Below are 21,839 nucleotides of genomic sequence, written 5' to 3'. Positions count from 1 at the left end.
TGCAAATCGGGACTGCACATTTGAACTTAATAATTGCATTAAAAATTTTACACTACGTTGCACTATTTTTGGCAGGCGGTGCAGGGGTCGCTAATCCATTGCTTATAAAAGCGCATAAATCTAGCGGGATACCTCCCTCCGATGAAGTGCAAGAGACAATGTTAAAATTGGTTAAACTATCATTAATTGCAATGATTTTAATTTGGATTTCTGGCGTGTGGCTAGCTATAGAGATTTATGGAACTTTGAATATGGGTTGGGCTTTTACCTTCAAAATTATTGGTGCCAGCATTCTTCTAATTTCAACGGTTATTGTTAACTTATACCTGGTAAGAAGAGCTAAGATAAATGCACCGCCTAAAGAGAAATTTCTCAAGAATTTAACTGTTTTAAACCGTTTAGCACTGTTGGCAGTTCTAACGGGTATATCAATAACAACGACCAGAATTGGTTTTTGATATGCTGCCAATTTTAAATGTCAGAGTTATCTTCTAATTAGTAATGACATTATAACAGATACAATTCATGTACTTGTGCTAAATATTTTCAATCTTAAACTTAAAATTCAGAAGGAGATTTATAATGCTATATGATAAAATGGTTAAAACTAATGAAACAAGGGACGTGGACGCCTTTCTTTCTATGATTGACGAGGATTTTGTGATGGTAAGCCATCAAAATCAAACGGAACGCAGCAAACAAGAATTTGCCGAAATGGTTCGGGGTATGATGTCAAGCGATAGTCTAGAAGTCACAGACCAAAGATGCGTATATGAAAACGATGATATTCTGGTAGAACATAGTTTTATGTCTTTTCCTGATGGAACAAAAGAAGCAGTCCTAGCAGTTTGGACAAAAAGGAATAATAAGTTCATAAAAGTCGAAACTGGGGCAACACCACTTAAATAACAAGTTTTTGCCACTTACAAGCTTGAGCCCTTATTTGTATTCTTTATCACCATGATTTAAATAATTTTTTTTGATCTGGCACGGGCTTTGCTCTCGTATATAACTTATAAACGGGGGTAAATATGCTGTGTAAAAAACAAATACAAACTAAATCAGACCTTTTTGAAACAACAAATGATATTGTCCAAAAAGCTAACTTCGCGTTCAATGAAATAATTGGATCTACGGCTGCTAATGAAATATCGCCTAATCTAGGTAGGTGGAGCCTTGAGCAGAAAAAAGAGCAATTTCTTACGATAGATCGTTTTTAGTTACTAACTCTACCTAGCTTTTTTAATAGCTTGTTCAATTAGATTTCTTAGGTCTGATGCGTCCCCAGCTACCGGATTTGTGGACGCGGCACTATCAAGCATCGCTTTATCAGCAATTCGGCCCGAACAATCGAACGGCACACCAATTTCACTCAAAGATTTAGGTATGTTAAGTCGGTCAAGCCTGGCCTCTATTTCTTTTATAAATCCATCACTGGTCTTATTTTTAATGTTTAAAGCGTGAGCCATTTGGTGACGCTTTTCCTCTAAAGAAGGAAGATTATAGCGAAGAACTGTTGGCAATACGATTGCATTTGTCAAGCCATGCTGGGTATCAAACTCCGCACCGATCATGTGCGAAATGGCATGAACAAAACCAAGCCCTTTCAGAAATGAAACTCCCGCCAAGCAAGATCCAACCAGCATGCCACCACGAGCCTCTAGGTTCTCCGGTTGCTCAACTGCAGGTATCAAATATTTACCGATTAATTTTAGTGCTTCAATAGCTGCACCATCACACAAAGGATTAAAATCAGGGACAGTATATGCTTCAATTGCATGCGTTAATGCATCAACGCCCGTCCAGGCCGTTAAGTAAGGAGGCAACCCAACGGTCAGCACTGGATCAAGGACGGCCGCACTAATCTTTAGCCTAGGATGATCAAGACAGAACTTCATACCCTTTTCAGAATCTGTTACCATTGCAGTACTTTCAGTCTCAGCACCTGTACCAGCAGTTGTAGGTATCATAATTAATTTCGGAAATGGATTTGTGACATTTACCTGTGGTACCGGTTTATTGTAATCAAAAGCCCATAAATCAATCTCATTGTTTACAGTAAGACAAATGGCTTTTGCCCCATCCATGCCGCTTCCTCCACCGATACCAATTATAGCATCATGGTTTCCATCTCTATATGCATTACATCCGGCCTCAATTTCATAACCTACTGGATTAGGAGAAATCTCAAAAAATAGCTCACTGGCAATTCCATCCCTGGATAATAGGCTGCTTAACTCCTTAATAAATGATAACTGGGCGCTTCCTTTGTCAGTCACAATTAGAGGATTTTGAATTTCTAAATTTTTACAAATCGAGCTGATATCCGAGATACGTCCCGGACCGTAAAATATAGGAACTGGAAATCCCCAATCTTTATATTCATGAAAGCTATTATAAGTCATTAAAGAATATCCTTTACCAATTTTCAGCATTGAACTTCTGATTTAAATGTTTTTGCGCATAAGCTTAAAAATGCAAGGGTAATTTCTCTCAGACTTTGCATGCATGAAGAGGTTTTAGTTGGTTTAATTTATTCTACAGCTTAACATATCGATTATTTGAAGGAGAAATTAATGTCAGATCATGGCTATGAAACCGGCAGATTAAATTTGCCATTTGTAGGTGTTTCTACATTTGCAAAGCGTGAGTTGGTTACAGACTGGTCACAAATTAATGCGGATGTAGCAGTTCTGGGCGCACCCTTTGACTTTGGCACGCAGTGGCGAGCTGGAGCTCGGTTTGGACCAAGAGGCATTCGTGAAGCATCAACTTTGTTCAGTTTCGGACATTCGGGCGCATATGATCATGAAGACGACATAACTTACTTAAACGAAAACGTTAGGATTGTGGATATTGGGGATGCAGACATTATTCACACCGACACAAAAAAAAGTCATAAAAATATTGAAGATGGGGTCAGGTCTATAATAAGCGCAGGTGCTTTACCAGTTGTGCTTGGAGGGGACCATTCGGTAAATATTCCATGTGTAAATGCCTTTTCAAATTATGGCCCAATTCACATACTTCAAATAGATGCACACCTCGACTTTGTAGATATAAGGCATGGTGTAAAATATGGCCATGGAAACCCAATGCGAAGAGCTGCTGAAAAAAGCTATGTTACTGGGCTTACCCAAGTTGGGATCAGAAATGTAAGTTCCACTGCAAAAGAAGGATATGATAGTGCAAAGGCAATGAACTCAGATATATTGTCAGTTCGCCAAACGCGAAAAATCGGTCCCAAAAAATTAGTGGGCAGAATTCCTAAAGACGCAAAAGTTTACGTTACTATCGATATAGACGCTTTTTGTCCGTCGATTGCTCCTGGAACCGGTACGCCTAGCCATGGTGGCTTTCTATACTATGACGTTCTCGAAATATTACAGTGTCTAGCAAAGCAAAATAAGGTTGTGGGTATAGATTTGGTGGAAGTTGCCCCTGATTACGATCACTCTGGATCAACCACAATACTTGCGGCTCAACTTCTTTTAAATTTTCTTGGGTTCATTTTCCATAATCAATAATAGTCTCAGATTGCTTTCAAAACCCAGCAATACCTAATCTGTTTTCTTTGATTTGGCTAATCGCAAATACGGTAAGACAACCAAAAAAGCCGCGAGAAGTAAGAGGATCATTGTCATAGGTCTCTCAACGATAAAATTAATACCATCATACAGTTGCATAGACCTGCTAAAATTATCTTCTAGCATGCGACCCAATATAAATCCGATAAGTAAAGGTGCCATTGGATAATTAGCAAATCTCATTATTGTGGCACAAACTCCAAGCCCAACCAGGATTAAAAGTTCAGTGGAGTTGTTTTGTCCAATGTAGCTTCCCATGAGAGTAAAAAATAAGATAAACGGGATAAGAAACGTTCTAGGTATTGTAAGTACTTTCGCGATGTAGGGAATTAGGGGTAAATTCAGAATAAGCAACACTACATTCCCAATGTACATTGAAATGATGACGGCCCAAAAAATCTGTGGTTCATCTGTCATTAATCTTGGACCTGGGCTTACATTTAATGCAATTAAAGCACCTAGTAAGATAGCCGTTGTACCTGACCCAGGAATTCCCAACGTTAAAAGAGGCACAAATGACCCAGTACAAGCTGCATTGTTTGCTGTTTCAGGGGCTGCCAGCCCTTTTATAGATCCTTTACCAAACTCTTTCTTCTCATGCTCAGGCGCAATATTGCGTTCAACCGCATATCCCAAAAATGAGGCAATAGTCGCTCCCGCACCGGGCAAAACGCCAATAAAAAATCCTTGAGCAGACTGCCGCCCTATTACTGGAGCTATCGATTTTGCCTCTTGTTTTGTAATACGTAAATTCTCAATTTTTCCACTTTCACTGTGTGCAGCTCTTGCTGGGTTTAAAACTAAAAAAATTGCTTCTGGAAGGGCAAAAATTGCCATTGCTAGAGTTATGAAACTAAAACCAGACTGCAAATCCATTAGCCCCATAGTAAATCGAGGCATGTTAAATAATGCCCCCTCACCTACTGTGGCCATCATCAAACCCAGCAGTGTCATTAAGATTGCCTTAGCTACTTGACCACTTCCCGCGAAGGCAGCTATCGCACTCAATCCAACAATCATTAAAGCAAAATACTCTGCTGAATGGAACAACAATGCCACTGAGGACAAAGCTGGCGCAAATATCATAAGCAATATTGCACCAATAGTCCCACCAGCGAAGGATGAAATTGCCGCTATTGTTAGTGCTTTGCCCGCTTTCCCCGCTCTGGCCATCGGATAGCCGTCAAAGCTTGTCGCGACAGTACCAGCCACGCCTGGTGCATTTAAAAGAATAGAAGAAGTAGAGCCCCCAAAGATTGCCCCATAATAAACGCCTGCAAGCAGGATCAAGGCTGCGGATGGATCTCCTAAAGTTATGGCAACCGGTATCATTATAGCAATTATGGACATAGGACCAAGACCCGGCAGCATCCCTATAAAAGTTCCGATGATACACCCACCAATAACCATAAATAAATTTTTCAGAGAAAATGCAGTTTCTAGACCAATCAATAGACCTTCAAGCATGTTGCCTCTCTAAAATATCGATGGAAGCGGCCGCAAATATATACCCAATACTTGCTCCACCAAGTACCAGATAATAAACGACGCTATGGCAATTATAAAAAACAGACGAAAAATTTTGCGTTCACCTAGAGCGTAACCAGAAACCGTGAGAAACGTAATCGTTGAGATAAAAAAGCCTAACGGGCGCAGAGAAAGAGCGTAAGCAGCCATCATTACGATTAGAAATACCGCTTGACCAATATTATAATCAAAAAGACGTCTGTAATCGATCTCCGCCCCATCTTTAATATCTTTATTTTTTTCAAACCCAAGAACAATAATGGCTGATACCAAAATTGATAATACGCCTAAAATCTTAGGAAATGTCGATGGCCAAATAGGATTTCGTTGCATAAACGGAGGCAATAGCTGGTCCATAGTAAAAAATGCAGCATATGAATACAGCAGAGATATACTTAATATAACTAATGCAATCCAACGATCCAACGACATGATGTAGTAATACCGGAAAAGAAAATCGGCTTACAGAATAGTAAGCCGATTTCTAATTTATTTAAAGAAAACCCAATTGGCGCATTAAATCACCAATGACTTTTTCTTGATTTTCCAAAAATACTCGAAAATCATCACCATTGTTGTGGATATTGACCCAACCATTACGTGATCTTACAGCTTCCCACTCAGGAGTTTCGTACATTTTGGTAAGTGCATCTTGATATGCAGCCAAAGTGTCTGAAGGCAAACCAGGAGCGGCAAAGAAACCGCGCCAATTAACAAAGGATGTATCTATTCCCTGCTCTTTCATTGTAGGAGCACCATCATATGCTGGCACCCTAGCGTCAGATGTTACACCAAGAATTTTCACCTCACCAGCTTGTGCTAGAGCTACAGCCTCGGAAAATCCTGTTGAAAGTGCATTTATTTCACCAGAAAGCAAAGCGGCCATAGCGTCTCCACCCGCGTCATAAGGGATATACTTGACTGCTGTTGGGTCTTCCCCAGCTGCCTGCATAACCATAGCGGCCACGAGGTGATCCATGCCTCCTGGGACAGATCCTCCACCGATTGCCGTTCCACTAGGATCTGCACGATATGCACTCATCAAATCTCCCATTGAATTCAATGAGCTATCTTTACCAACGACCAACGCAGCGTAGTCACCAATAGTTCCAGCTACTAGAGTAAGATCTCTAAAATTATGAGGGAAAACACCCGTGAGTGATCTTATTACGATTGGAGTTGAATTAACCATTAGTGTGCCGTGGTTCGAAGCTGCGTTCTCTATAAGATAACCGATTGCTTTACCGCCACCGCCTCCAGACATATTTTCAAATGATGCTGAACCAACTAAACCAGCATTGGTCAAAGCCTCTCCAGTACCCCTAGCTGTGCCATCCCAACCACCGCCAGCTCCTCCTGGAATCAAAAAATGTATACTATCAACTACTTGATGCCCTCCGGCAAATACTGGATTTGCAAAAGACAGTACAGCGGCAGCAGCAACCACAGCTCTTCGGCCAAATTTCAATGTCATAAAATTTCCTCCCAATTGACATAAAGGGCGATTCTGCCCATGAAATTGCCTACAATGTTTTAGGCAGTTACGCAAACAACCATCCACTGAGAAAAAAATACAATGTCATTTATCCTGCAGATATGACAACTGTGATGTCTAGATCAATGATCCTTCCAGTAAGTTCTAGCAACGAACGATCAGCAAAACAATTTATAGATCATGTCCTTCAAACGGTGTATGGGGCAAACGTAACGGATGAACTATACAATTCGGATTTAAATAGGTTCGAAGAAACCACATTAAACCGGATCGTGCTCGGACCCGGTCTAATGGTTTTTTTAGACCAATTTAAAAAGCAAAAATTTTTAAAAGAATGGGAACGGGCGATATTACAAGCAGATTAAATAAGCTTGGATCAAGCTAATTTTATGTTTGTAGCTTGGTTTTTACCGTTTCGACCTTCCTCAATGTCAAAAGATACTTTTTGATTATCCTGTAGGTCATTAAGACCTGACTGTTGAACTTGTGAAATATGTACAAAAATATCAGCGTCACCTTCATCTGGAGCAATGAAACCAAAACCTTTTGTTCCGTTGAACCATTTTACTGTACCTGTAGCCATCAATCTTTCTCCTTGTTTAAGGGTTTCCCCCTTGTTGACCTAGTCTTCCAACTTCGAGAGACTGTCTTTTAGGATCAGCGATCGATATTAGTAAACTAACTGTGAAATAGCCGAAGACTTTCAAAAGGGCAAGCTATTTAACTTGTGTAAAAAAGCGGAAATAAATACCAAAGTGAAAGTACCAGCTTTGATACATGCGGTAGTAAAGAAAATTTTCATTCAACTAAATAGCTTTTGTGACCCCATATCAGGTATTTTTTCGGGCTCATCACGTAACGAACAGTAATATTCATAAAGCAAATTTTCACCAAATTGAGGAGTTTTACTCGCGTCGTATGCATCTACGTCAACATCATAAAAGAGCATCGATTCTTCGGCGTAATATTTACCAATTTTTATTAATTCTACCTTGTCTTTTATTTTTTGAGAAAAAAAAGAAACTGGGAATAATAAAATTAAAGCAAAGTCGAAAAAGCGTGGGGATATATGTTTTATTTTCTTTGGCTTATCAAATATCTCAAAAAGCATTTTTGCTTGATCCAGAGGAGTCACTGCCGGTCCAGGCCCACCTACTGGAAGCGATTTGTTCCAACTTTCCTCAGATTCAATACATTTAACAATATATTTTGCTAAATCTATCTCTGAAATTGGAAGCGAACTGGTCCGTTTACCATTTCCAAATACTATAAAAGACTTTCCATTTTTTATGCGATTAACCTGACCTGACAACGATTTAAAAAAAGCGGTGGGTAATACTATAGAGTATCTCAACCCAGAAGCCACTAGTTTACTGTTAAATCTCAATTTTGCACGTTGAAATGCAAGCTTAGGCTTTTGAATGCAAATGGCTGATAAAAGAATAAAATGTTGAAGTTTTATTTTTAGAGCAAAATACAACAGATCGGAATTTAAACTATAATCCACAAAATTTGCATCGCGCTCACATCCAGACCTGCTCGCAAGACAGGAAATTATAATATCAATTTTTGGAAGTTGCTTAGTCCAATCTGAATTTTCTCCAATTTCCAATGAAATAACATTGAGATTACTTTGATCCGAATATTCTAACCGATTTTCTTTCCTGACAATTGCGAATACAATGTAGTCTCTATCAAGTAACTCCGCTACAACGGCTTTACCGATATAACCGGTAGCGCCAGCCACCAAAACTTTTTTTTTAGATCCAGAAACCAATGCGTTTATAAAATCTTATTGATGAAAGTACATTACGATACATATCATGGCTAGATATTTGTCAATTATCTTACCTGTAATTTTTAGAAAAGAAACCGTTTCTCACCATGTTAAACGAATTTGTTTTTAATCAGCCTGTTAAATCAGAATGGATCGATTACAATAAACACATGCAAGACGCATATTATGGATTAGCGTTTAGCTACGCAGTCGACCACTTTCAGGACTGCGTTGGGTTTGATGAGAGGTACAGAACCCAATCTGGATGCACTATATACGTCTTAGAAGATCATAAATTTTACTTGAATGAGGTAAAATTAGGTTCCGAATTGGTGATTAGAACAAGTCTTGTGGATGCTGATAAAAAGAAATTTATCTTGCATTCTGAAATGTCCGTACAGGACACTTTAGTGGCTACCTCAGAGATGCTGCAAGCTCATATAAATACAAACCCAAGGCCAAAAGTTACTGAAATGCCGCTAGAAATATATGAAAGTTTTAAAAAACTTTTAGAGCAACCAAACAATGTTTTTCATCGCCGAAGCCGAAAGCTGACTTTGCACGATTAACCTCAAACTCATATTAACCTCCAACATAAGTTGCTTCGCCTTTCGGCCGATACCAAACTTTTTGGTTGTGCAATCTGCCTAGTAGGTCTCGGAGTTCGTCTATTTGGCCTTTCACCGTGACAGGACAACTATTGGACGAGGGTTGAGTGTTCTCGTTTACCGCCGTATTTATAATTGTTGAAGACTGTTTTGTTATGACTGAATTCAGTGCATTTTCGATTAGTTCCACGTCTCTAATCTCCAAGTTGAATGTGGTATTGGCTTTTGTCATGGCTCGCTCCTCGGCAACAATCTCAAAGTATAAAATATATGTAAAGAAGAGCCTTAAAACTTTAAAAGTCAACAAATACAATGGTATACTTTAAATTGCTTTATATTTCAGCGCACTAAATGGTGATCAAATTGAAGTTACCAAAGCCATAAAACCCAAACATTAACAGAAATTTTGCAAAATGAATCAGTGTCTACCAAAAGTATTGAGAAGATTCGGTTTAAGGAATTTTTTGTAAATTCAAATTACACAGTTCTCAGTTTTTAAAGTTGATATATGGAAAAACCTAAACTATTTAGACGGCGGTGAACCAACGGACATTCTAAATGGCGAAGCATTCTTTTAATTCCTTACTTACGATCACGTTATTTATTGTATGCTTATTTCTAGCATGGAAATCTTTATCAACAGTAAATTTTTTCTTCGATAGGCTGTATAAGTTCCATGCCATTGATGAACAGATTGAGAAATACGCTCCTCAAAATCGAAACAAAACCAACTTCGAGATAACATCTAGTACAGAGCACCATAGAATTTTTGCAGAAATTGTTTCGAGCATTAATTCGAGCGGTGATGGATTAGCAGGAATTGAATATTTTAGCACGTCAGGAGAAAAGATTGACACATTCCTAACGGAGGATGAACTCACGCACCTAAAAGATGTAAGTCAATTGGTAGTATCATCAGAACAGTTAGTGCTTATTCTAATTTCCTTTTTAGTTCTATTTTACGGATTCTGTTTTTATTACAAGGTAAGACGATCCCGCTATTTTTGGAAACCGGTCGGCACTATCTTATCGTTTTCAACAATGCTTTTAACTGTATTCTTAGGTGCGGGCATAGTAATGGTGATTGGGCCCAGAACCGTATTCCACCTTCTTCATGAATTGCTATTTGCGGGCAAAGGCCAGTGGTTTTTTTATTATCAAGAGTCGCTTATGACAACGCTACTTCCTGAAAGCTTGTTCGGAACAATAGCAATAATGTTAGTGGCGGCAGCTTTTATCTACTGGATGATAATAAATTTCATAATCCAAAAGATTCTGGAATGATGACTGTTTAATTACACGGCTAGCTTCTTGGATATGCCCAATCTTGGATAGCGCTAATAGAGAAACGCACTAAATATCAACCGGTCAAACCTGCTTCTGCAAATGTTGCCATACCATTATGACATGCTAAAGCTGATTTTATAACAGCTAGTGCGACTGCTGATCCACTACCCTCGCCCAGACGCATGTCGAGATCAAGTATTGGGACTTTGTCGATATGTTTCAACAATAAGTTATGCGCGAGCTCAGCGCTTTTGTGGGCCACGAGCACATGATCAAAAATTCCTTTGTACGGTGAGAGTGGTGCAACTGCTGAACAGGCTATGAAACCATCAAGCAGAACTGGAATACGATGTTTTCTAGCGGCAACGAGTGCCCCACAAATAGCGGCCTGCTCTCGCCCTCCCATAGCACACAATATTTCAAAAGGAGAACCTAAATTTGTTGCATTTACAGAATGCGCTAGATCAATCACCTTTCGTTTTAATTCTATTCCTGCTCGATCGGATCCAGTACCAGCACCAACCCAATCTTTTGATTGTCCACCAAAGCTAGCGAGACATAAAGCAGCAGAAATCGTTGAATTTCCAATACCCATTTCACCAAGAAGCAGAATGTCAGAGTTGAGATCAACTGAATTTGCGCCAACATTTAAGGCATTAAGGCACTCTTCTTCTGACATAGCTGGCCCTTTAGTAAAGTCGGATGTTTGCTTGCCTTCCGCCAACAATATGACATCCAATTCGGCACCATTTTGTAAGGCCAACTGATTTATAGCGGCACCACCTTTATTAAAATTTTTGACCATTTGAAGAGTAATTTCTTGAGGAAATGGATTTATTCCCTGATCACATGCACCATGATTTCCAGCAAAAACTAGAACCTGCGCTTTATCAGATTTTGGACGCTCGGTCTCTTGCCACGTTGCCATAAAACATGCTATTTCCTCCAATCGCCCTAAAGAGCCTTTAGGTTTAGTCAAAATACTTTGACGCTCCAAAGCAAGTTCATGAAAATTTCTATTTGGAATAGTTAGATTATTAAGTTCGGTCTCGAACTTTTTTACGGAATTGAACATTTATTTATATACTTTTTTCCAAATTAAATAACATGGCTACTTGCTCAAAGATCTACTCAAATTTTGGAAAAGTAGCGTACTTCAAATTTGAAAGCTGGCGGAGGAGGTGGGATTCGAACCCACGGTGGGCGTTAACCCACGTCGGTTTTCAAGACCGGTGCATTCAACCACTCTGCCACTCCTCCGTCATCGCTCCAATTATCGAAAATTTTTTGATTCTTAAAGTACAAAGATAAAGTTCTTTACTAATACATCGCTGCAACACCTTTTCACCTTGAACCTAAAGGGTTATAACCTTTGCATAATACTTCTTTAGGGTTATCAAAATGTACACATCAAAAATCTTGGTTCTGTTCTCTTTAGGTTGTTTATTACTAGTTGGATGCCAGTCCGCAAATAATGAAACAGTTGGCACTTTATCAAAACCCCTTGGGATTGAATTTAAAGAAAACGATGTTGAGGCTCCCGAGATTTTTAATGCTGAGGGTTTAGCGTACTGGGATGGTCAATCTTCACTAGGCGGCGTCTGGATAACTCATCCAAACGTCGATCAGGCAACTAGGGTTTTAATAAAAGATAAGTATGGTGGTAAGTCGGTGATTGGTGCAATTTTTAATAGAAGCGGTGACGAGAATGAAAAAAGGATGCTTTTATCATCGGAAGCGGCTACTTCTTTGGGCGTAGACGCAAACGAAAATCGCATTGTGACTGTGACTGCCCTTAGAGCTCTCAAAACGGTGAAATCGATTAAAGATAAATTGGATGTTGCAAGTTCAGAAGCGACGGTTGCTTCCGCACAAAAAAATGGAAGTGAAAATATTGCGTTATCAAAACCCTATATTCAGGTTGGTATTTTCAGTATTGAGCAAAATGCTCGTAACACTGCCGAAGTTATGAACCAACTTAATATTCAGCCAACCGTAAAAGAACAAACGAGTCGAAATAAGACTTTTTGGAGAGTTATTGTCGGTCCTGCTGTTGACATGAATGAACGATCCACACTTTTACAAAAAGTTAAAGCCGTTGGTTTTGGTGATGCTTATGCTGTATCAAAATAAATTTTTATCTGTTTTGAATTTTTCAATCACAATCTTGTTATCACTTATATTTTTGTCAACGAGCAAGGCGCTTTCCTTTGAAACCTCGGCAAAGGCTGCCTTTATTCTGGATCAAACTACCGGAACAGTACTTCTAAAGAAAAATGCAGATCAACCATTACCTCCAGCATCAATGTCAAAGTTAATGACACTTTATATGGCTTTTGAATACATCAACCAAGGAAGATTAGAACTTACTGAAAAACTTCCTGTTTCAGATGCAGCAGTAAAATATCGCGGTTCAACTATGTTTTTGAATACAAGTGATAGGGTCAGTGTAGAGGATTTACTTCGCGGTATTATTGTTTTGTCCGGTAATGATGCCTGCGTCGTTTTGGCTGAAGCTCTTTCCCCAGATGGTACCGAAAAAGGCTTTGCTGATTTAATGACCAGGCGAGCAAAAAAAATGGGAATGTTAAACTCTGTATTTGCAAACTCGAATGGATGGCCACACCCTGAACACAAAATGAGCGTTAAAGATCTTGCTATACTAGCGAATAGAATAATAAGTGATTTCCCAGAGTATTACTCAATGTTTGCTGAAGACATATTTGAATTTGATGGGAGAGCGGCTGCTAATACACGAAACCGAAATCCTCTGTTGGGTTTAGGGATTGGGGCAGATGGATTAAAGACAGGTCATACTAGCGAGGCAGGATACGGGCTAGTTGGATCTGCCTTGCAGGGGGACAGAAGAGTGATTTTTGTCATTACCGGATTGAGGAGTCAAAGTGTAAGAGCCGATGAAGCCGAGGCAATAGTAAACTGGGCATTTAGGCAATTTACGGAAAAAAAATATGGAAAAATCAATGATGTAATTGGATTCGCGCCGGTTTGGAATGGTGACACCCCACAGGTCGGATTAGCGCTTGCCGATGATTTAGATATTCTAGTTCCAGTATTTGATAACGAGGACATCAATTTTGCAGCACGGATTACAACCCCGATAAAAGCGCCAGTAACTAAGGGTGCTACTATTGGAAATTTAGTTATTTCAAGACCTAATTTACCAACTTTTGAAATTCCATTGCTAGCAGCTGAGAATATAGGCTCCGGTGGATTCAAGGAAAAAGTTCTTTCCGCTGCTAAATTTGTTCTTCGTTCAATTAGTCAAAACCCCGAGGCGGCATTTTGAATTTGAGTGGCAAATTTATAAGTTTTGAGGGAATAGATGGATGTGGAAAGTCTACTCAAGCAAAAATACTAAGTACCGAACTTACCGCTTGTGGAAACAAAGTTTTGCTCACGAGAGAACCTGGTGGCTCCGAAGGGGCTGAAGAAATTCGTAATTTGCTGCTTACAGGTAATCCAGATAGATGGTCAGCAGAAACTGAAATATTACTATTCACCGCTGCTAGGCGTGATCATTTGGAGCGAACCATTTTACCTGCACTTCAAAGTGGAACAACTGTTATTTGTGATCGTTTTGCAGACTCAACAAGGGTTTACCAAGGCGTTACGCGTGGTGATCTAAGAGACCTAGTAGATCAGCTTGATGATGCCATGATACCCCGTCAACCGGATATCACCTTCTTAATTGATTTGGATCCTAACATAGGCCTTTCAAGAGCACTTGAACGGTCAAACACCGAAGCCAGATTTGAGGAGTTCGGATTAGAAATGCAAATTAAACTCAGAGAAGGCTTTTTAAATTTAGCAAATGAATTTCCTAAGCGCTTTATGGTGGTAGACGGAAATAGAAGTGAGGCGGAAGTTTCACAAACTATAAGCAAACTACTTCATGAAACTGGTTGATTTATGACTGATGAAGAAGACAACCCTCTTTCCGATAAAATAGTTGGCATCCCACACCCAAAACTAGCGAAAAAGTTAATTGGCCACAGTACCCAAAAGCATTACTTCTTAAATTCTTACATTAGTGATAGACTCCCGCAGTGTTGGCTATTAGCAGGTGATAAGGGAGTAGGAAAAGCTACTTTTGCGTGGATGATAGCAAAGTTTTTATTAACCACAAATCAAGAGCCAGATGATATTAAAGTAGACCTTAATAGCTCAAATATTGACTCTATTTTGGCACCACAAGATGGAGGTACCTTAACCCGGATCATCTCAGGATCAGAACAAAGAATTTATGTTGTTAGAAAGGGGTATAATGAAAAACGGAAAGCGTTTTTCAAAAATATTTCTATCGATGATATTCGTAATTTACAATCTTACTGCTCACTTTCAATTGCTGACGGAGGTAGAAGGGTAATCATAATTGATACCGCAGATGATTTAAACTCAAATTCATGTAACGCACTTCTAAAATTACTCGAGGAACCACCTAAAAATACTTTATTCTTATTGATATCTCACCAACCAAATCTCTTGTTACCCACCTTGCAATCAAGGTGCCAAAAATTATTATTCTCGGCCCTAAGTCAACATGACCTGAAAGCAGTTGTTACCGCTACTGGTCGGGAAATAGACCCAGCAGAAGAAGTTTCACTTTCCATTTTATCTAATGGGTCCGCAGGCGTTGCCTGCCGACTACTAAATTCTAACTCTCTTAATTTGTATAGAGATATCTTAAACTTGGCATCCTCTCTGCCCAATCTTAATACAAAAAAGGCAATGCAGTTGAGCCAGGCCTATTTTGCCAAGGGCAAAGCTGCTGAGTTTGAAAATTTTATAGAAATGATGCAAAAATTTTTTTCCCGTTTATGCAAAACGGGAGCAATGCGAAGTCCAATATCACCGAGTGTGACTAACGATGAAGCAAAAATTATGACATATTTATGCCCATCTCTAAGTAGTGCTCATTTATGGGCAGAAGCTGCTGAAATTGTCATTGCTAAGTTGCATAAAGGCTATCTTTTGAATATTGATGTTGAAAGCCTAATAATTGATACATTTATCTATCTGGAAAAATGTTATAATGCTATCGATCCGAATAGGATTATAAATGAGTGATAAGCCAAAAATCACTGACAGCCACTGTCATTTAGATTTTCCAGATTTTAATGACGATCGTTCTGAGGTAATAAATAACGCTCTCCAAAATGGAGTGTGTAGAATGGTTACTATTTGTACAAGGCTAAAAAACGAACCGCTAGTGAGAAAAATTTCAGAGGATTATAAAGCAGTATACTATGCTGCGGGAAACCACCCAATGAGTGTTTCTTCAGAACCAATGGCTAATTTTAATGAATTGATTAGTCTTAGTGAACATCCAAAATTCATTGCTATTGGAGAGACCGGACTAGACTATTACTACACATCAGAGACGGCAGAAGCCCAAAAGAAGAGTCTGGAAATTCATATAAATGCAGCTCAAGAAACTAAGCTACCGCTCATAATTCATGCGAGAAATGCTGATAAGGACATTGCGGAAATTTTAGAAAGTGAGTTCAAAAACTCCCCGTTCTCTTGTGTAATGCATTGCTTCTCTTCGACAAAAGCACTTGCCATTAAATCTATCGAACTTGGGTTTTATCTTTCCATGTCAGGGATTGCTGCATTTCCGAAAAGTACCGAGTTACGTGAAATTTTCTCAATGGTACCATTAGACAAAATCTTAGTAGAGACAGATAGTCCTTACCTTGCTCCCCCACCCTATAGGGGCAAAAGAAACGAGCCCGCTTACGTTATTCACACTGCACGAATTGGCGCAGACATATTTGAAATTAGTTATGAAGACTTCGCTTTACAGACGGAAAGTAACTTTACGACCCTATTCAACAAAATCCTTACTGATGGCAAGCCCTAATGGATAGGCTTCGCTTTACTATACTGGGCTGTGGATCATCAGGCGGCGTGCCGCGTATCGGTGATAATTGGGGTGACTGTGACCCCAAAAATCCAAAGAATAATAGGCAGAGATGCTCTCTTTTAGTCGAACGACTGAACAAAACTGGTACAACGAGGATTTTAATTGATACTTCTCCAGATATGAGAAATCAGCTGTTAGACGCAGGAGTGGGTTCACTAGATGCTGTTGTATATACTCACTCCCACGCAGATCACGTACATGGCTTGGATGATCTTAGAATGATATTCTTTAATATGCGAACGCGAATAAATGTTTGGGCGGATCAGTCTACGCAAAACGATCTGATAGAGCGTTTTAAATATGCTTTTGTTCAGCCTGAGGCCTCCCCTTACCCTCCGATTTTAGATTTGAATACTATAAAAGGTATTACCTCTATTGAGGGAAATGGAGGACCGTTAACGTTTATCCCGTTTGAAGTCAAACATGGAAATATCAACGCTCTAGGCTTTAGAATAGGACCACTAGTATATCTTCCAGATGTTTCAGAAATGTCCACAGATGCCTGGAATGAGGTGGCAAAGGCGAGATGTTGGGTTTTAGATGCTCTTAGAAGGACCCCACATCCATCGCACTCGCATTTAGAAAATAGCTTAAGCTGGATAAAAAAATCAGGAATAGAAAAAGCTATTTTAACCAATATGCACGTAGATTTAGATTATGAAACGGTGATGAACGAAACACCAAAAAATGTTGAACCAGCCTTTGATGGAATGGTCCTAGATTTTGCGTTTTCGATCTAAAGCATGGACGTTTTACTAAATGTTATTTTGCCTGTTTTCCTTGTAATCGGAATTGGATACATTTCTGTTTGGCGTAATTGGTTAAGCACCGAAAATATTACTAGCTTAACGCGCTTTGCCCAAAATTTTGCTATTCCGTGCTTGTTATTTTATGCGATTGCGAAGATTGAAATTAGCGAGAATTTTAATCTACGACTTCTTTTTTCTTTTTACTTTGGTGCCCTAATTTGCTTCATCATTGGGTTTATAGCTGCTTACTTCTACTTCAAACGTAACAGGGAAGAAGCAATTTGTATCGGGTTTACCTGTCTGTTTTCCAATTCAATATTACTTGGCTTGCCTATCACAGAGAACGCTTATGGACCTGCATCCTTGGGTTCGAACTATGCAATAATAGCATTTCATGCCCCTTTTTGTTATTTAGTTGGCATCATATCGATGGAATTGTTCCATAGCAGTAGCGAGAAGTTTGACTTAAAAATTTTATCACATCAAGTTTTCAACCTAGCATTCAAAAATCCTCTAATATTTGCGATACTGATAGGTCTTTTGGTTAATTATTTTGGAGCACCGATACCATCCTCAATTTGGAATGGACTAAGTATTATTAAAGATGCAGCACTACCAACGGCTCTTTTCGCGCTCGGAGGTACATTATATCAATATCGCCCTGAAGGGGATGGTTTGACAATATGCTTCATTATTTTTGTATCGGTCATTCTCCATCCGGCAATCGTTTATTTTGCAGGCATAAATTTATTTCTTAATTTAGAGCAATTGAGGTCGGCAGTTATAACTGCGGCTATGGCACCAGGAATTAATGCTTTTCTTTTTTCTAGCATGTACAAAAAAGCTCAAAGAGTCGTAGCCAGTTCAATACTTCTCGGGACGATAGCGACAGTATTTTCAGCTAGTTTTTGGATATTAATCCTCTAATTTCGTCAGAAAATAGAATATAAGTAAAAAGCATTTAGAAAAAGTTCATAACTTCGATTGAAGCATGCTATTTTTTATCAATCATTTTTTTAAACACTTACTTTTTTTGGTGCGGTCGAGAAGACTCGAACTTCCACTCTTTTTACAGAACAGCGACCTCAACGCTGCGCGTCTACCAATTCCGCCACGACCGCACACAAACGCGTTTATCTAAAATTATTCGAATTGTGAAGGTGCAAACTATTATTTAAGGTATTTAAGAGTTCTATTTTTTAAGACAATTGAAAAAATTAACGAACAAGAAAAATTTTAAATGTTTATTGCTTTATAATTACTTATTTAAAATCTAAGAATTGCGGGTAAACAAGGCATGGTGGAGTGGTTAAAAACTGAGGGATTGGTTGATTATAACATCGCAGTAAATTTTATGGAGTCGCGTGCTTCTGAGATTGCAGCTAACAAAAACAAAGAGTTAGTTTGGCTACTTGAACACCCTCCACTTTATACCGCTGGTGCTTCTGCCAATGAAAACGACCTTTTGGATAAAGACAGCTTTCCTGTTTATCGTACAAGACGCGGTGGTCAATTTACTTATCATGGGCCAGGCCAAAGGGTTGCCTACATAATGCTGGATTTAAATAAACGGGGACGGGATGTTAGAGCTTTTGTGGAGTTTTTGGAGAAATGGATCATTGCCACACTTGAGGAATTTGATATTGAGGGAGAAATAAGATCTGATCGAGTTGGTGTCTGGGTTCGCCGAAAAGATAAAAAAAAGAGGAAAGATGGAGCATTTTTAGAAGATAAAATTGCTGCTATTGGCCTTAAGCTACGAAAATGGGTGTCATTTCACGGCATCTCAATCAATATAGACCCAAATTTGGAACATTTTTCCGGTATCATCCCGTGTGGAGAAGCAAACTTCGGCGTTACAAGTATTAATGAGTTGGGCGTCTCAGTAACTATGGATGACTTTGACCGCGCATTAAAAAATAACTTTTTTAAACTTTGCAAATAATCTCGCATGCGGCAATTACGAACATTGTGAATTACTCACAATTTGATTAGATACAAGTAGACGATTCAAAAGGGACAAAGTAGAGAAATTTTCTACTGAATTTAAGGAGAATACTATGGCAGATGCAGCCATTCAAGGAGCCGAACATAAAGATGATAGAGGGTTTTTTACCCGCTGGTTTATGTCAACGAACCATAAAGACATAGGTATACTGTATCTAGTAGTTTCTGCTTTTGTGGGTTTTATAGCTGTTGCTTTCACTGTTTATATGCGGCTAGAACTTATGAATCCTGGCGTTCAATATATGTGTTTGGAGGGCGCGCGATTAACTGCAGCTGCCATAGGTGATTGTACACCGAATGGTCATTTGTGGAACGTATTGATTACCGGTCACGGCATTCTTATGATGTTCTTTGTAGTTATCCCCGCCTTATTTGGTGGTTTTGGAAACTATTTTATGCCGTTACAAATCGGTTCTCCGGATATGGCGTTCCCAAGAATGAACAACTTGTCATTTTGGCTGTACGTTACCGGTACGTCACTGGCAATTTGTTCGGTATTATCTCCAGGGGGTAACGGACAATTAGGTTCTGGTGTAGGATGGGTATTATACCCGCCGTTATCAGTAAACGAGAGTGGTATGTCTATGGATCTGGCCATATTCGCTGTCCACGTATCAGGAGCGTCTTCGATCCTTGGTGCTATAAATATGATAACTACATTCCTAAATATGCGTGCACCAGGAATGACTTTGTTTAAAGTTCCTCTATTTTCATGGTCAATCTTTGTAACCGCGTGGCTTATCCTACTTGCCCTACCCGTCCTCGCTGGAGCAATTACAATGCTTCTGACTGACAGAAATTTCGGAACTACATTCTTTGATCCTGCAGGCGGAGGTGATCCGATACTTTACCAGCATATTTTATGGTTCTTTGGACATCCTGAAGTTTACATCATAATTCTTCCAGGTTTTGGGATCATTAGTCACGTCATAGCTACATTTGCGAGAAAGCCTGTTTTTGGATACCTACCGATGGTATGGGCTATAATAGCAATTGGAGCATTGGGTTTCGTTGTATGGGCACATCATATGTATACGGTGGGAATGTCCTTAACGCAGCAGTCCTATTTCATGTTAGCTACAATGGTTATAGCCGTTCCTACAGGCGTTAAAGTTTTTTCTTGGATCGCTACAATGTGGGGTGGCTCTATAGAATTTAAAACCCCTATGCTCTGGGCATTTGGATTTTTATTTCTTTTCACCGTGGGTGGTGTAACCGGAATTGTATTAGCCCAGGCCGGTGTCGATCGCGCATATCATGATACATATTACGTTGTGGCTCATTTTCATTACGTAATGTCGCTCGGTGCTGTCTTTGCAATATTTGCAGGTATCTACTTTTACTTTTCAAAAATGACAGGGCGCGCTTACCCCGAATGGGCGGGTAAATTACACTTTTGGATGATGTTTATTGGGTCTAATTTGACATTCTTCCCTCAGCACTTCCTAGGGCGCCAAGGTATGCCGAGAAGATACATCGACTATCCTGAAGCATTTGCTTACTGGAACGTAATATCTTCATACGGAGCATTTCTTTCTTTCGCTTCATTTCTATTCTTTTTCGGTATAATATTTTATTCATTGTTTTTCGGCGCCCGACAAAATGCTGCAAACCCATGGAATGAATACGCTGATACTTTAGAATGGACTTTACCGTCCCCACCACCGGAGCATACTTTCGAAATTTTGCCTGAGCAAAAAGATTGGGATAAGTCAGAAGCTCACTAAACTGCACCTTTGTCTCTTTTAGTAACTTGAGACAAAGGGCCTCTTAAGAGCCGCCACAAAAACATTGATACTTTTGTAATTATAAAATGCCTTACGTTTGGAGTTGTAAAGAAGAGCCTGAGTATTGCTTAGAGCTTTGGCCCCATAGCTCGCTTCCTAATAAAGGATTTGCTATATTCATTATAATTACATTTATAATGCTGAATTTCCCGCTATATGGCCTTCTTGGCACTAAATACTTTTGGGTCATATTCACCTTCCTATTCGTTATGCTGGCTTCTGTTTGGTATGCATTAAGAAGAAATTATAAAGACCGAAGAATCTTGGAAAAGTTAACGATCACATCAGAACTTTGCCGGCTCCTTAGACAAAACCCGACCGGTGAACACCAAAGTTGGGAATGTAACAGATATTGGACTAAAATTTCACTACATGAGACTGGTGGGCCCGTACCAAATTATATCACCTTGTCCGGTGGTGGCCGTGTCGTTGAAATAGGATCTTTTTTATCAGAACCAGAAAGAAAAGACCTTTATTTGGAATTAATAAAGGTGATTAAGAAATTTAAGTATAATTAATTTGATAGTTTCCGTTTGACTATTGGACCAACACTCCCAAAGTCCATCTGCCCTGTAAATCGTTCTTTTAAGCACGCCATTACGCGACCCATATCTCTAATAGAGGAAGCACCCTGCTCATCTATTACTTTGGTTACCTCTATCTCAATCTCTTCACTATTAAGTTGCCGAGGCAAAAAATACTCAATTACTTGTATTTCTGATAACTCTCGTTCGGATAAATCCAACCTGCCAGCTTCCTCATAGGTTTTAGCGCTTTCCTGGCGCTGACGGGTCATTTTCCCAAGAATTCCAAGTATTTCTGAGTCGTCAACCCCTTCTTCAACACCCTCCGCTCTAGCCGATATATCTCGATCTTTGATCGCGGCGGTTATCAACCGCAATGTAGACAATCGTAATTGAGCCTTTTCCTTCATAGCTTCTTTCAGTGCGGAATTTATTTCATTTCGAAGCGACATAGTACCCTCCAGAAAAGGTAAAAAAGTTTTTCTTTTTTCATTACATCATATCATTAACATCCACATCATTAAATTAACATCAAACTAAACTC

Annotated in this window: 26 protein-coding genes and 2 tRNA genes; 17 read left to right on the top strand and 11 right to left on the bottom strand. The window is 39.3% G+C overall.

Annotated features, from left to right (window positions below; all coding sequences use genetic code 11):
* Nucleotides 1-20: 20 nt before the first annotated feature.
* From ACTF5Q_RS04295 to ACTF5Q_RS04285, 3 genes are all read left to right on the top strand, one after another.
* Nucleotides 21-458, top strand: a complete 438-nt coding sequence (locus ACTF5Q_RS04295; RefSeq protein ID WP_438953443.1) for a hypothetical protein — start codon at nt 21-23, stop codon at nt 456-458.
* A gap of 124 nt (nt 459-582) precedes the next feature.
* Nucleotides 583-909, top strand: a complete 327-nt coding sequence (locus ACTF5Q_RS04290; RefSeq protein WP_438953442.1) for a nuclear transport factor 2 family protein — start codon at nt 583-585, stop codon at nt 907-909.
* 122 nt (nt 910-1,031) lie between these two features.
* Nucleotides 1,032-1,220, top strand: coding sequence for a hypothetical protein (locus ACTF5Q_RS04285; RefSeq protein ID WP_438953441.1), 189 nt, complete (start codon nt 1,032-1,034; stop codon nt 1,218-1,220).
* A 9-nt stretch (nt 1,221-1,229) separates the two neighbouring features.
* Here the strand turns inward: ACTF5Q_RS04285 and ACTF5Q_RS04280 are convergent, their stop codons facing one another.
* A complete protein-coding gene (locus ACTF5Q_RS04280; RefSeq protein ID WP_438953440.1) occupies nt 1,230-2,405 on the bottom strand; it encodes an iron-containing alcohol dehydrogenase in 1,176 nt (391 codons plus the stop codon).
* 171 nt (nt 2,406-2,576) lie between these two features.
* Here ACTF5Q_RS04280 and speB point away from each other — a divergent pair, with 171 nt between their 5' ends.
* A complete protein-coding gene (speB, locus tag ACTF5Q_RS04275; protein WP_438953439.1) occupies nt 2,577-3,527 on the top strand; it encodes an agmatinase in 951 nt (316 codons plus the stop codon).
* Nucleotides 3,528-3,560: 33 nt separating this feature from the next.
* Here speB and ACTF5Q_RS04270 read toward each other — a convergent pair whose 3' ends face one another.
* From ACTF5Q_RS04270 to ACTF5Q_RS04260, 3 genes are all read right to left on the bottom strand, one after another.
* A complete protein-coding gene (locus tag ACTF5Q_RS04270; RefSeq protein ID WP_438953438.1) occupies nt 3,561-5,054 on the bottom strand; it encodes a tripartite tricarboxylate transporter permease in 1,494 nt (497 codons plus the stop codon).
* A 9-nt stretch (nt 5,055-5,063) separates the two neighbouring features.
* Nucleotides 5,064-5,546 (bottom strand): tripartite tricarboxylate transporter TctB family protein, encoded by a 483-nt coding sequence (locus ACTF5Q_RS04265; protein WP_438953437.1) that lies wholly within the window; start codon nt 5,544-5,546, stop codon nt 5,064-5,066.
* 61 nt (nt 5,547-5,607) lie between these two features.
* On the bottom strand, nt 5,608-6,588 hold the full coding sequence (locus tag ACTF5Q_RS04260) for a tripartite tricarboxylate transporter substrate binding protein (protein WP_438953436.1): 981 nt from the start codon (nt 6,586-6,588) through the stop codon (nt 5,608-5,610).
* 134 nt (nt 6,589-6,722) lie between these two features.
* Here ACTF5Q_RS04260 and ACTF5Q_RS04255 point away from each other — a divergent pair, with 134 nt between their 5' ends.
* Nucleotides 6,723-6,974: a hypothetical protein gene (locus tag ACTF5Q_RS04255; RefSeq protein ID WP_438953435.1), complete on the top strand. Its 252-nt coding sequence runs from the start codon at nt 6,723-6,725 to the stop codon at nt 6,972-6,974.
* A gap of 11 nt (nt 6,975-6,985) precedes the next feature.
* Here ACTF5Q_RS04255 and ACTF5Q_RS04250 read toward each other — a convergent pair whose 3' ends face one another.
* On the bottom strand, nt 6,986-7,192 hold the full coding sequence (locus ACTF5Q_RS04250) for a cold-shock protein (protein ID WP_438953434.1): 207 nt from the start codon (nt 7,190-7,192) through the stop codon (nt 6,986-6,988).
* 219 nt (nt 7,193-7,411) lie between these two features.
* The gene (locus tag ACTF5Q_RS04245; RefSeq protein ID WP_438953433.1) at nt 7,412-8,386 is read right to left on the bottom strand and encodes an NAD(P)H-binding protein; all 975 of its coding nucleotides are present in this window, start codon (nt 8,384-8,386) and stop codon (nt 7,412-7,414) included.
* 107 nt (nt 8,387-8,493) lie between these two features.
* Here ACTF5Q_RS04245 and ACTF5Q_RS04240 point away from each other — a divergent pair, with 107 nt between their 5' ends.
* A complete protein-coding gene (locus tag ACTF5Q_RS04240) occupies nt 8,494-8,955 on the top strand; it encodes a thioesterase family protein (RefSeq protein ID WP_438953432.1) in 462 nt (153 codons plus the stop codon).
* Between the two features lie 13 nt (nt 8,956-8,968).
* Here the strand turns inward: ACTF5Q_RS04240 and ACTF5Q_RS04235 are convergent, their stop codons facing one another.
* Nucleotides 8,969-9,226 (bottom strand): hypothetical protein, encoded by a 258-nt coding sequence (locus ACTF5Q_RS04235; RefSeq protein ID WP_438953431.1) that lies wholly within the window; start codon nt 9,224-9,226, stop codon nt 8,969-8,971.
* A 326-nt stretch (nt 9,227-9,552) separates the two neighbouring features.
* Between ACTF5Q_RS04235 and ACTF5Q_RS04230 the strand changes: the two genes are divergently transcribed.
* A complete protein-coding gene (locus ACTF5Q_RS04230; protein ID WP_438953430.1) occupies nt 9,553-10,278 on the top strand; it encodes a lipoprotein intramolecular transacylase Lit in 726 nt (241 codons plus the stop codon).
* Nucleotides 10,279-10,354: 76 nt separating this feature from the next.
* On the opposite strand, the gene cobT is transcribed toward ACTF5Q_RS04230, so the two are convergent.
* Together cobT and ACTF5Q_RS04220 are read right to left on the bottom strand one after the other, a co-directional pair.
* Nucleotides 10,355-11,356, bottom strand: coding sequence for a nicotinate-nucleotide--dimethylbenzimidazole phosphoribosyltransferase (gene cobT, locus ACTF5Q_RS04225; protein ID WP_438953429.1), 1,002 nt, complete (start codon nt 11,354-11,356; stop codon nt 10,355-10,357).
* Between the two features lie 95 nt (nt 11,357-11,451).
* Nucleotides 11,452-11,541, bottom strand: a tRNA-Ser gene (locus ACTF5Q_RS04220).
* A 141-nt stretch (nt 11,542-11,682) separates the two neighbouring features.
* Here ACTF5Q_RS04220 and ACTF5Q_RS04215 point away from each other — a divergent pair.
* Genes ACTF5Q_RS04215 through ACTF5Q_RS04185 form a run of 7 tightly spaced genes read left to right on the top strand, consistent with a single transcriptional unit; the run spans nt 11,683 to nt 17,904 of the window.
* Nucleotides 11,683-12,414 (top strand): SPOR domain-containing protein, encoded by a 732-nt coding sequence (locus tag ACTF5Q_RS04215; RefSeq protein ID WP_438953428.1) that lies wholly within the window; start codon nt 11,683-11,685, stop codon nt 12,412-12,414.
* Nucleotides 12,398-13,588, top strand: coding sequence for a D-alanyl-D-alanine carboxypeptidase family protein (locus ACTF5Q_RS04210; protein WP_438953427.1), 1,191 nt, complete (start codon nt 12,398-12,400; stop codon nt 13,586-13,588). The genes ACTF5Q_RS04215 and ACTF5Q_RS04210 overlap by 17 nt, the downstream gene beginning before the upstream one ends.
* Complete coding sequence (tmk, locus tag ACTF5Q_RS04205) at nt 13,585-14,208, top strand: dTMP kinase (protein WP_438953426.1); 624 nt, start codon at nt 13,585-13,587, stop codon at nt 14,206-14,208. Before ACTF5Q_RS04210 ends, tmk begins: the two co-directional genes overlap by 4 nt.
* 3 nt (nt 14,209-14,211) lie before the next feature.
* A complete protein-coding gene (locus ACTF5Q_RS04200) occupies nt 14,212-15,369 on the top strand; it encodes a DNA polymerase III subunit delta' (RefSeq protein WP_438953425.1) in 1,158 nt (385 codons plus the stop codon).
* The gene (locus ACTF5Q_RS04195) at nt 15,362-16,165 is read left to right on the top strand and encodes a TatD family hydrolase (RefSeq protein ID WP_438953424.1); all 804 of its coding nucleotides are present in this window, start codon (nt 15,362-15,364) and stop codon (nt 16,163-16,165) included. Before ACTF5Q_RS04200 ends, ACTF5Q_RS04195 begins: the two co-directional genes overlap by 8 nt.
* Nucleotides 16,165-16,968 (top strand): MBL fold metallo-hydrolase, encoded by an 804-nt coding sequence (locus ACTF5Q_RS04190; RefSeq protein ID WP_438953423.1) that lies wholly within the window; start codon nt 16,165-16,167, stop codon nt 16,966-16,968. The genes ACTF5Q_RS04195 and ACTF5Q_RS04190 overlap by 1 nt, the downstream gene beginning before the upstream one ends.
* A gap of 3 nt (nt 16,969-16,971) precedes the next feature.
* Nucleotides 16,972-17,904 (top strand): AEC family transporter, encoded by a 933-nt coding sequence (locus tag ACTF5Q_RS04185; RefSeq protein ID WP_438953422.1) that lies wholly within the window; start codon nt 16,972-16,974, stop codon nt 17,902-17,904.
* A 107-nt stretch (nt 17,905-18,011) separates the two neighbouring features.
* On the opposite strand, the gene ACTF5Q_RS04180 is transcribed toward ACTF5Q_RS04185, so the two are convergent.
* Nucleotides 18,012-18,098 (bottom strand) — tRNA-Leu (locus ACTF5Q_RS04180).
* 176 nt (nt 18,099-18,274) lie between these two features.
* On the opposite strand from ACTF5Q_RS04180, the gene lipB reads away from it, so the two are divergent.
* The 3 genes from lipB to ACTF5Q_RS04165 all read left to right on the top strand — a co-directional run bounded on the left by lipB (nt 18,275) and on the right by ACTF5Q_RS04165 (nt 21,289).
* Nucleotides 18,275-18,922: a lipoyl(octanoyl) transferase LipB gene (lipB, locus tag ACTF5Q_RS04175; protein ID WP_438953421.1), complete on the top strand. Its 648-nt coding sequence runs from the start codon at nt 18,275-18,277 to the stop codon at nt 18,920-18,922.
* A 115-nt stretch (nt 18,923-19,037) separates the two neighbouring features.
* Nucleotides 19,038-20,711 carry a cytochrome c oxidase subunit I gene (ctaD, locus tag ACTF5Q_RS04170; protein ID WP_438953420.1) on the top strand — a complete coding sequence of 558 codons (1,674 nt, stop codon included), beginning with the start codon at nt 19,038-19,040 and terminating at the stop codon, nt 20,709-20,711.
* An 86-nt stretch (nt 20,712-20,797) separates the two neighbouring features.
* Entirely contained in the window at nt 20,798-21,289 is a 492-nt protein-coding gene (locus ACTF5Q_RS04165; protein WP_438953419.1) for a DUF2244 domain-containing protein, read from the top strand.
* Here ACTF5Q_RS04165 and ACTF5Q_RS04160 read toward each other — a convergent pair.
* Nucleotides 21,286-21,747 (bottom strand): GatB/YqeY domain-containing protein, encoded by a 462-nt coding sequence (locus ACTF5Q_RS04160; RefSeq protein ID WP_153695801.1) that lies wholly within the window; start codon nt 21,745-21,747, stop codon nt 21,286-21,288. The genes ACTF5Q_RS04165 and ACTF5Q_RS04160 overlap by 4 nt on opposite strands.
* Nucleotides 21,748-21,839 lie beyond the last annotated feature (92 nt).

The organism is Candidatus Salinivivens marinus (genome assembly GCF_965655845.1).
GTDB lineage: Bacteria > Pseudomonadota > Alphaproteobacteria > Rhodobacterales > Rhodobacteraceae > Salinivivens > Salinivivens marinus.
The sequence above is the reverse complement of the archived record's forward strand: the minus strand, read 5'-3'. Positions and strand labels throughout refer to the sequence as shown.

Excerpts from the sequence above, each read along its gene's own strand:
- ACTF5Q_RS04265 (WP_438953437.1), bottom strand. The coding sequence starts at position 5,546 with ATGTCGTTGGATCGTTGGATTGCATTAGTTATATTAAGTATATCTCTG.
- ACTF5Q_RS04285 (WP_438953441.1), top strand. The coding sequence starts at position 1,032 with ATGCTGTGTAAAAAACAAATACAAACTAAATCAGACCTTTTTGAAACA.
- ACTF5Q_RS04200 (WP_438953425.1), top strand. The coding sequence starts at position 14,212 with ATGACTGATGAAGAAGACAACCCTCTTTCCGATAAAATAGTTGGCATC.
- ACTF5Q_RS04250 (WP_438953434.1), bottom strand. The coding sequence starts at position 7,192 with ATGGCTACAGGTACAGTAAAATGGTTCAACGGAACAAAAGGTTTTGGT.
- ACTF5Q_RS04255 (WP_438953435.1), top strand. The coding sequence starts at position 6,723 with ATGTCTAGATCAATGATCCTTCCAGTAAGTTCTAGCAACGAACGATCA.
- lipB (WP_438953421.1), top strand. The coding sequence starts at position 18,275 with ATGGTGGAGTGGTTAAAAACTGAGGGATTGGTTGATTATAACATCGCA.
- ACTF5Q_RS04165 (WP_438953419.1), top strand. The coding sequence starts at position 20,798 with ATGCCTTACGTTTGGAGTTGTAAAGAAGAGCCTGAGTATTGCTTAGAG.
- speB (WP_438953439.1), top strand. The coding sequence starts at position 2,577 with ATGTCAGATCATGGCTATGAAACCGGCAGATTAAATTTGCCATTTGTA.
- ACTF5Q_RS04160 (WP_153695801.1), bottom strand. The coding sequence starts at position 21,747 with ATGTCGCTTCGAAATGAAATAAATTCCGCACTGAAAGAAGCTATGAAG.
- ctaD (WP_438953420.1), top strand. The coding sequence starts at position 19,038 with ATGGCAGATGCAGCCATTCAAGGAGCCGAACATAAAGATGATAGAGGG.
- cobT (WP_438953429.1), bottom strand. The coding sequence starts at position 11,356 with ATGTTCAATTCCGTAAAAAAGTTCGAGACCGAACTTAATAATCTAACT.
- ACTF5Q_RS04280 (WP_438953440.1), bottom strand. The coding sequence starts at position 2,405 with ATGACTTATAATAGCTTTCATGAATATAAAGATTGGGGATTTCCAGTT.
- ACTF5Q_RS04190 (WP_438953423.1), top strand. The coding sequence starts at position 16,165 with ATGGATAGGCTTCGCTTTACTATACTGGGCTGTGGATCATCAGGCGGC.
- ACTF5Q_RS04260 (WP_438953436.1), bottom strand. The coding sequence starts at position 6,588 with ATGACATTGAAATTTGGCCGAAGAGCTGTGGTTGCTGCTGCCGCTGTA.
- ACTF5Q_RS04195 (WP_438953424.1), top strand. The coding sequence starts at position 15,362 with ATGAGTGATAAGCCAAAAATCACTGACAGCCACTGTCATTTAGATTTT.
- ACTF5Q_RS04240 (WP_438953432.1), top strand. The coding sequence starts at position 8,494 with ATGTTAAACGAATTTGTTTTTAATCAGCCTGTTAAATCAGAATGGATC.
- ACTF5Q_RS04185 (WP_438953422.1), top strand. The coding sequence starts at position 16,972 with ATGGACGTTTTACTAAATGTTATTTTGCCTGTTTTCCTTGTAATCGGA.
- ACTF5Q_RS04290 (WP_438953442.1), top strand. The coding sequence starts at position 583 with ATGCTATATGATAAAATGGTTAAAACTAATGAAACAAGGGACGTGGAC.
- ACTF5Q_RS04210 (WP_438953427.1), top strand. The coding sequence starts at position 12,398 with ATGCTGTATCAAAATAAATTTTTATCTGTTTTGAATTTTTCAATCACA.
- ACTF5Q_RS04235 (WP_438953431.1), bottom strand. The coding sequence starts at position 9,226 with ATGACAAAAGCCAATACCACATTCAACTTGGAGATTAGAGACGTGGAA.
- ACTF5Q_RS04230 (WP_438953430.1), top strand. The coding sequence starts at position 9,553 with ATGGCGAAGCATTCTTTTAATTCCTTACTTACGATCACGTTATTTATT.
- ACTF5Q_RS04215 (WP_438953428.1), top strand. The coding sequence starts at position 11,683 with ATGTACACATCAAAAATCTTGGTTCTGTTCTCTTTAGGTTGTTTATTA.
- ACTF5Q_RS04270 (WP_438953438.1), bottom strand. The coding sequence starts at position 5,054 with ATGCTTGAAGGTCTATTGATTGGTCTAGAAACTGCATTTTCTCTGAAA.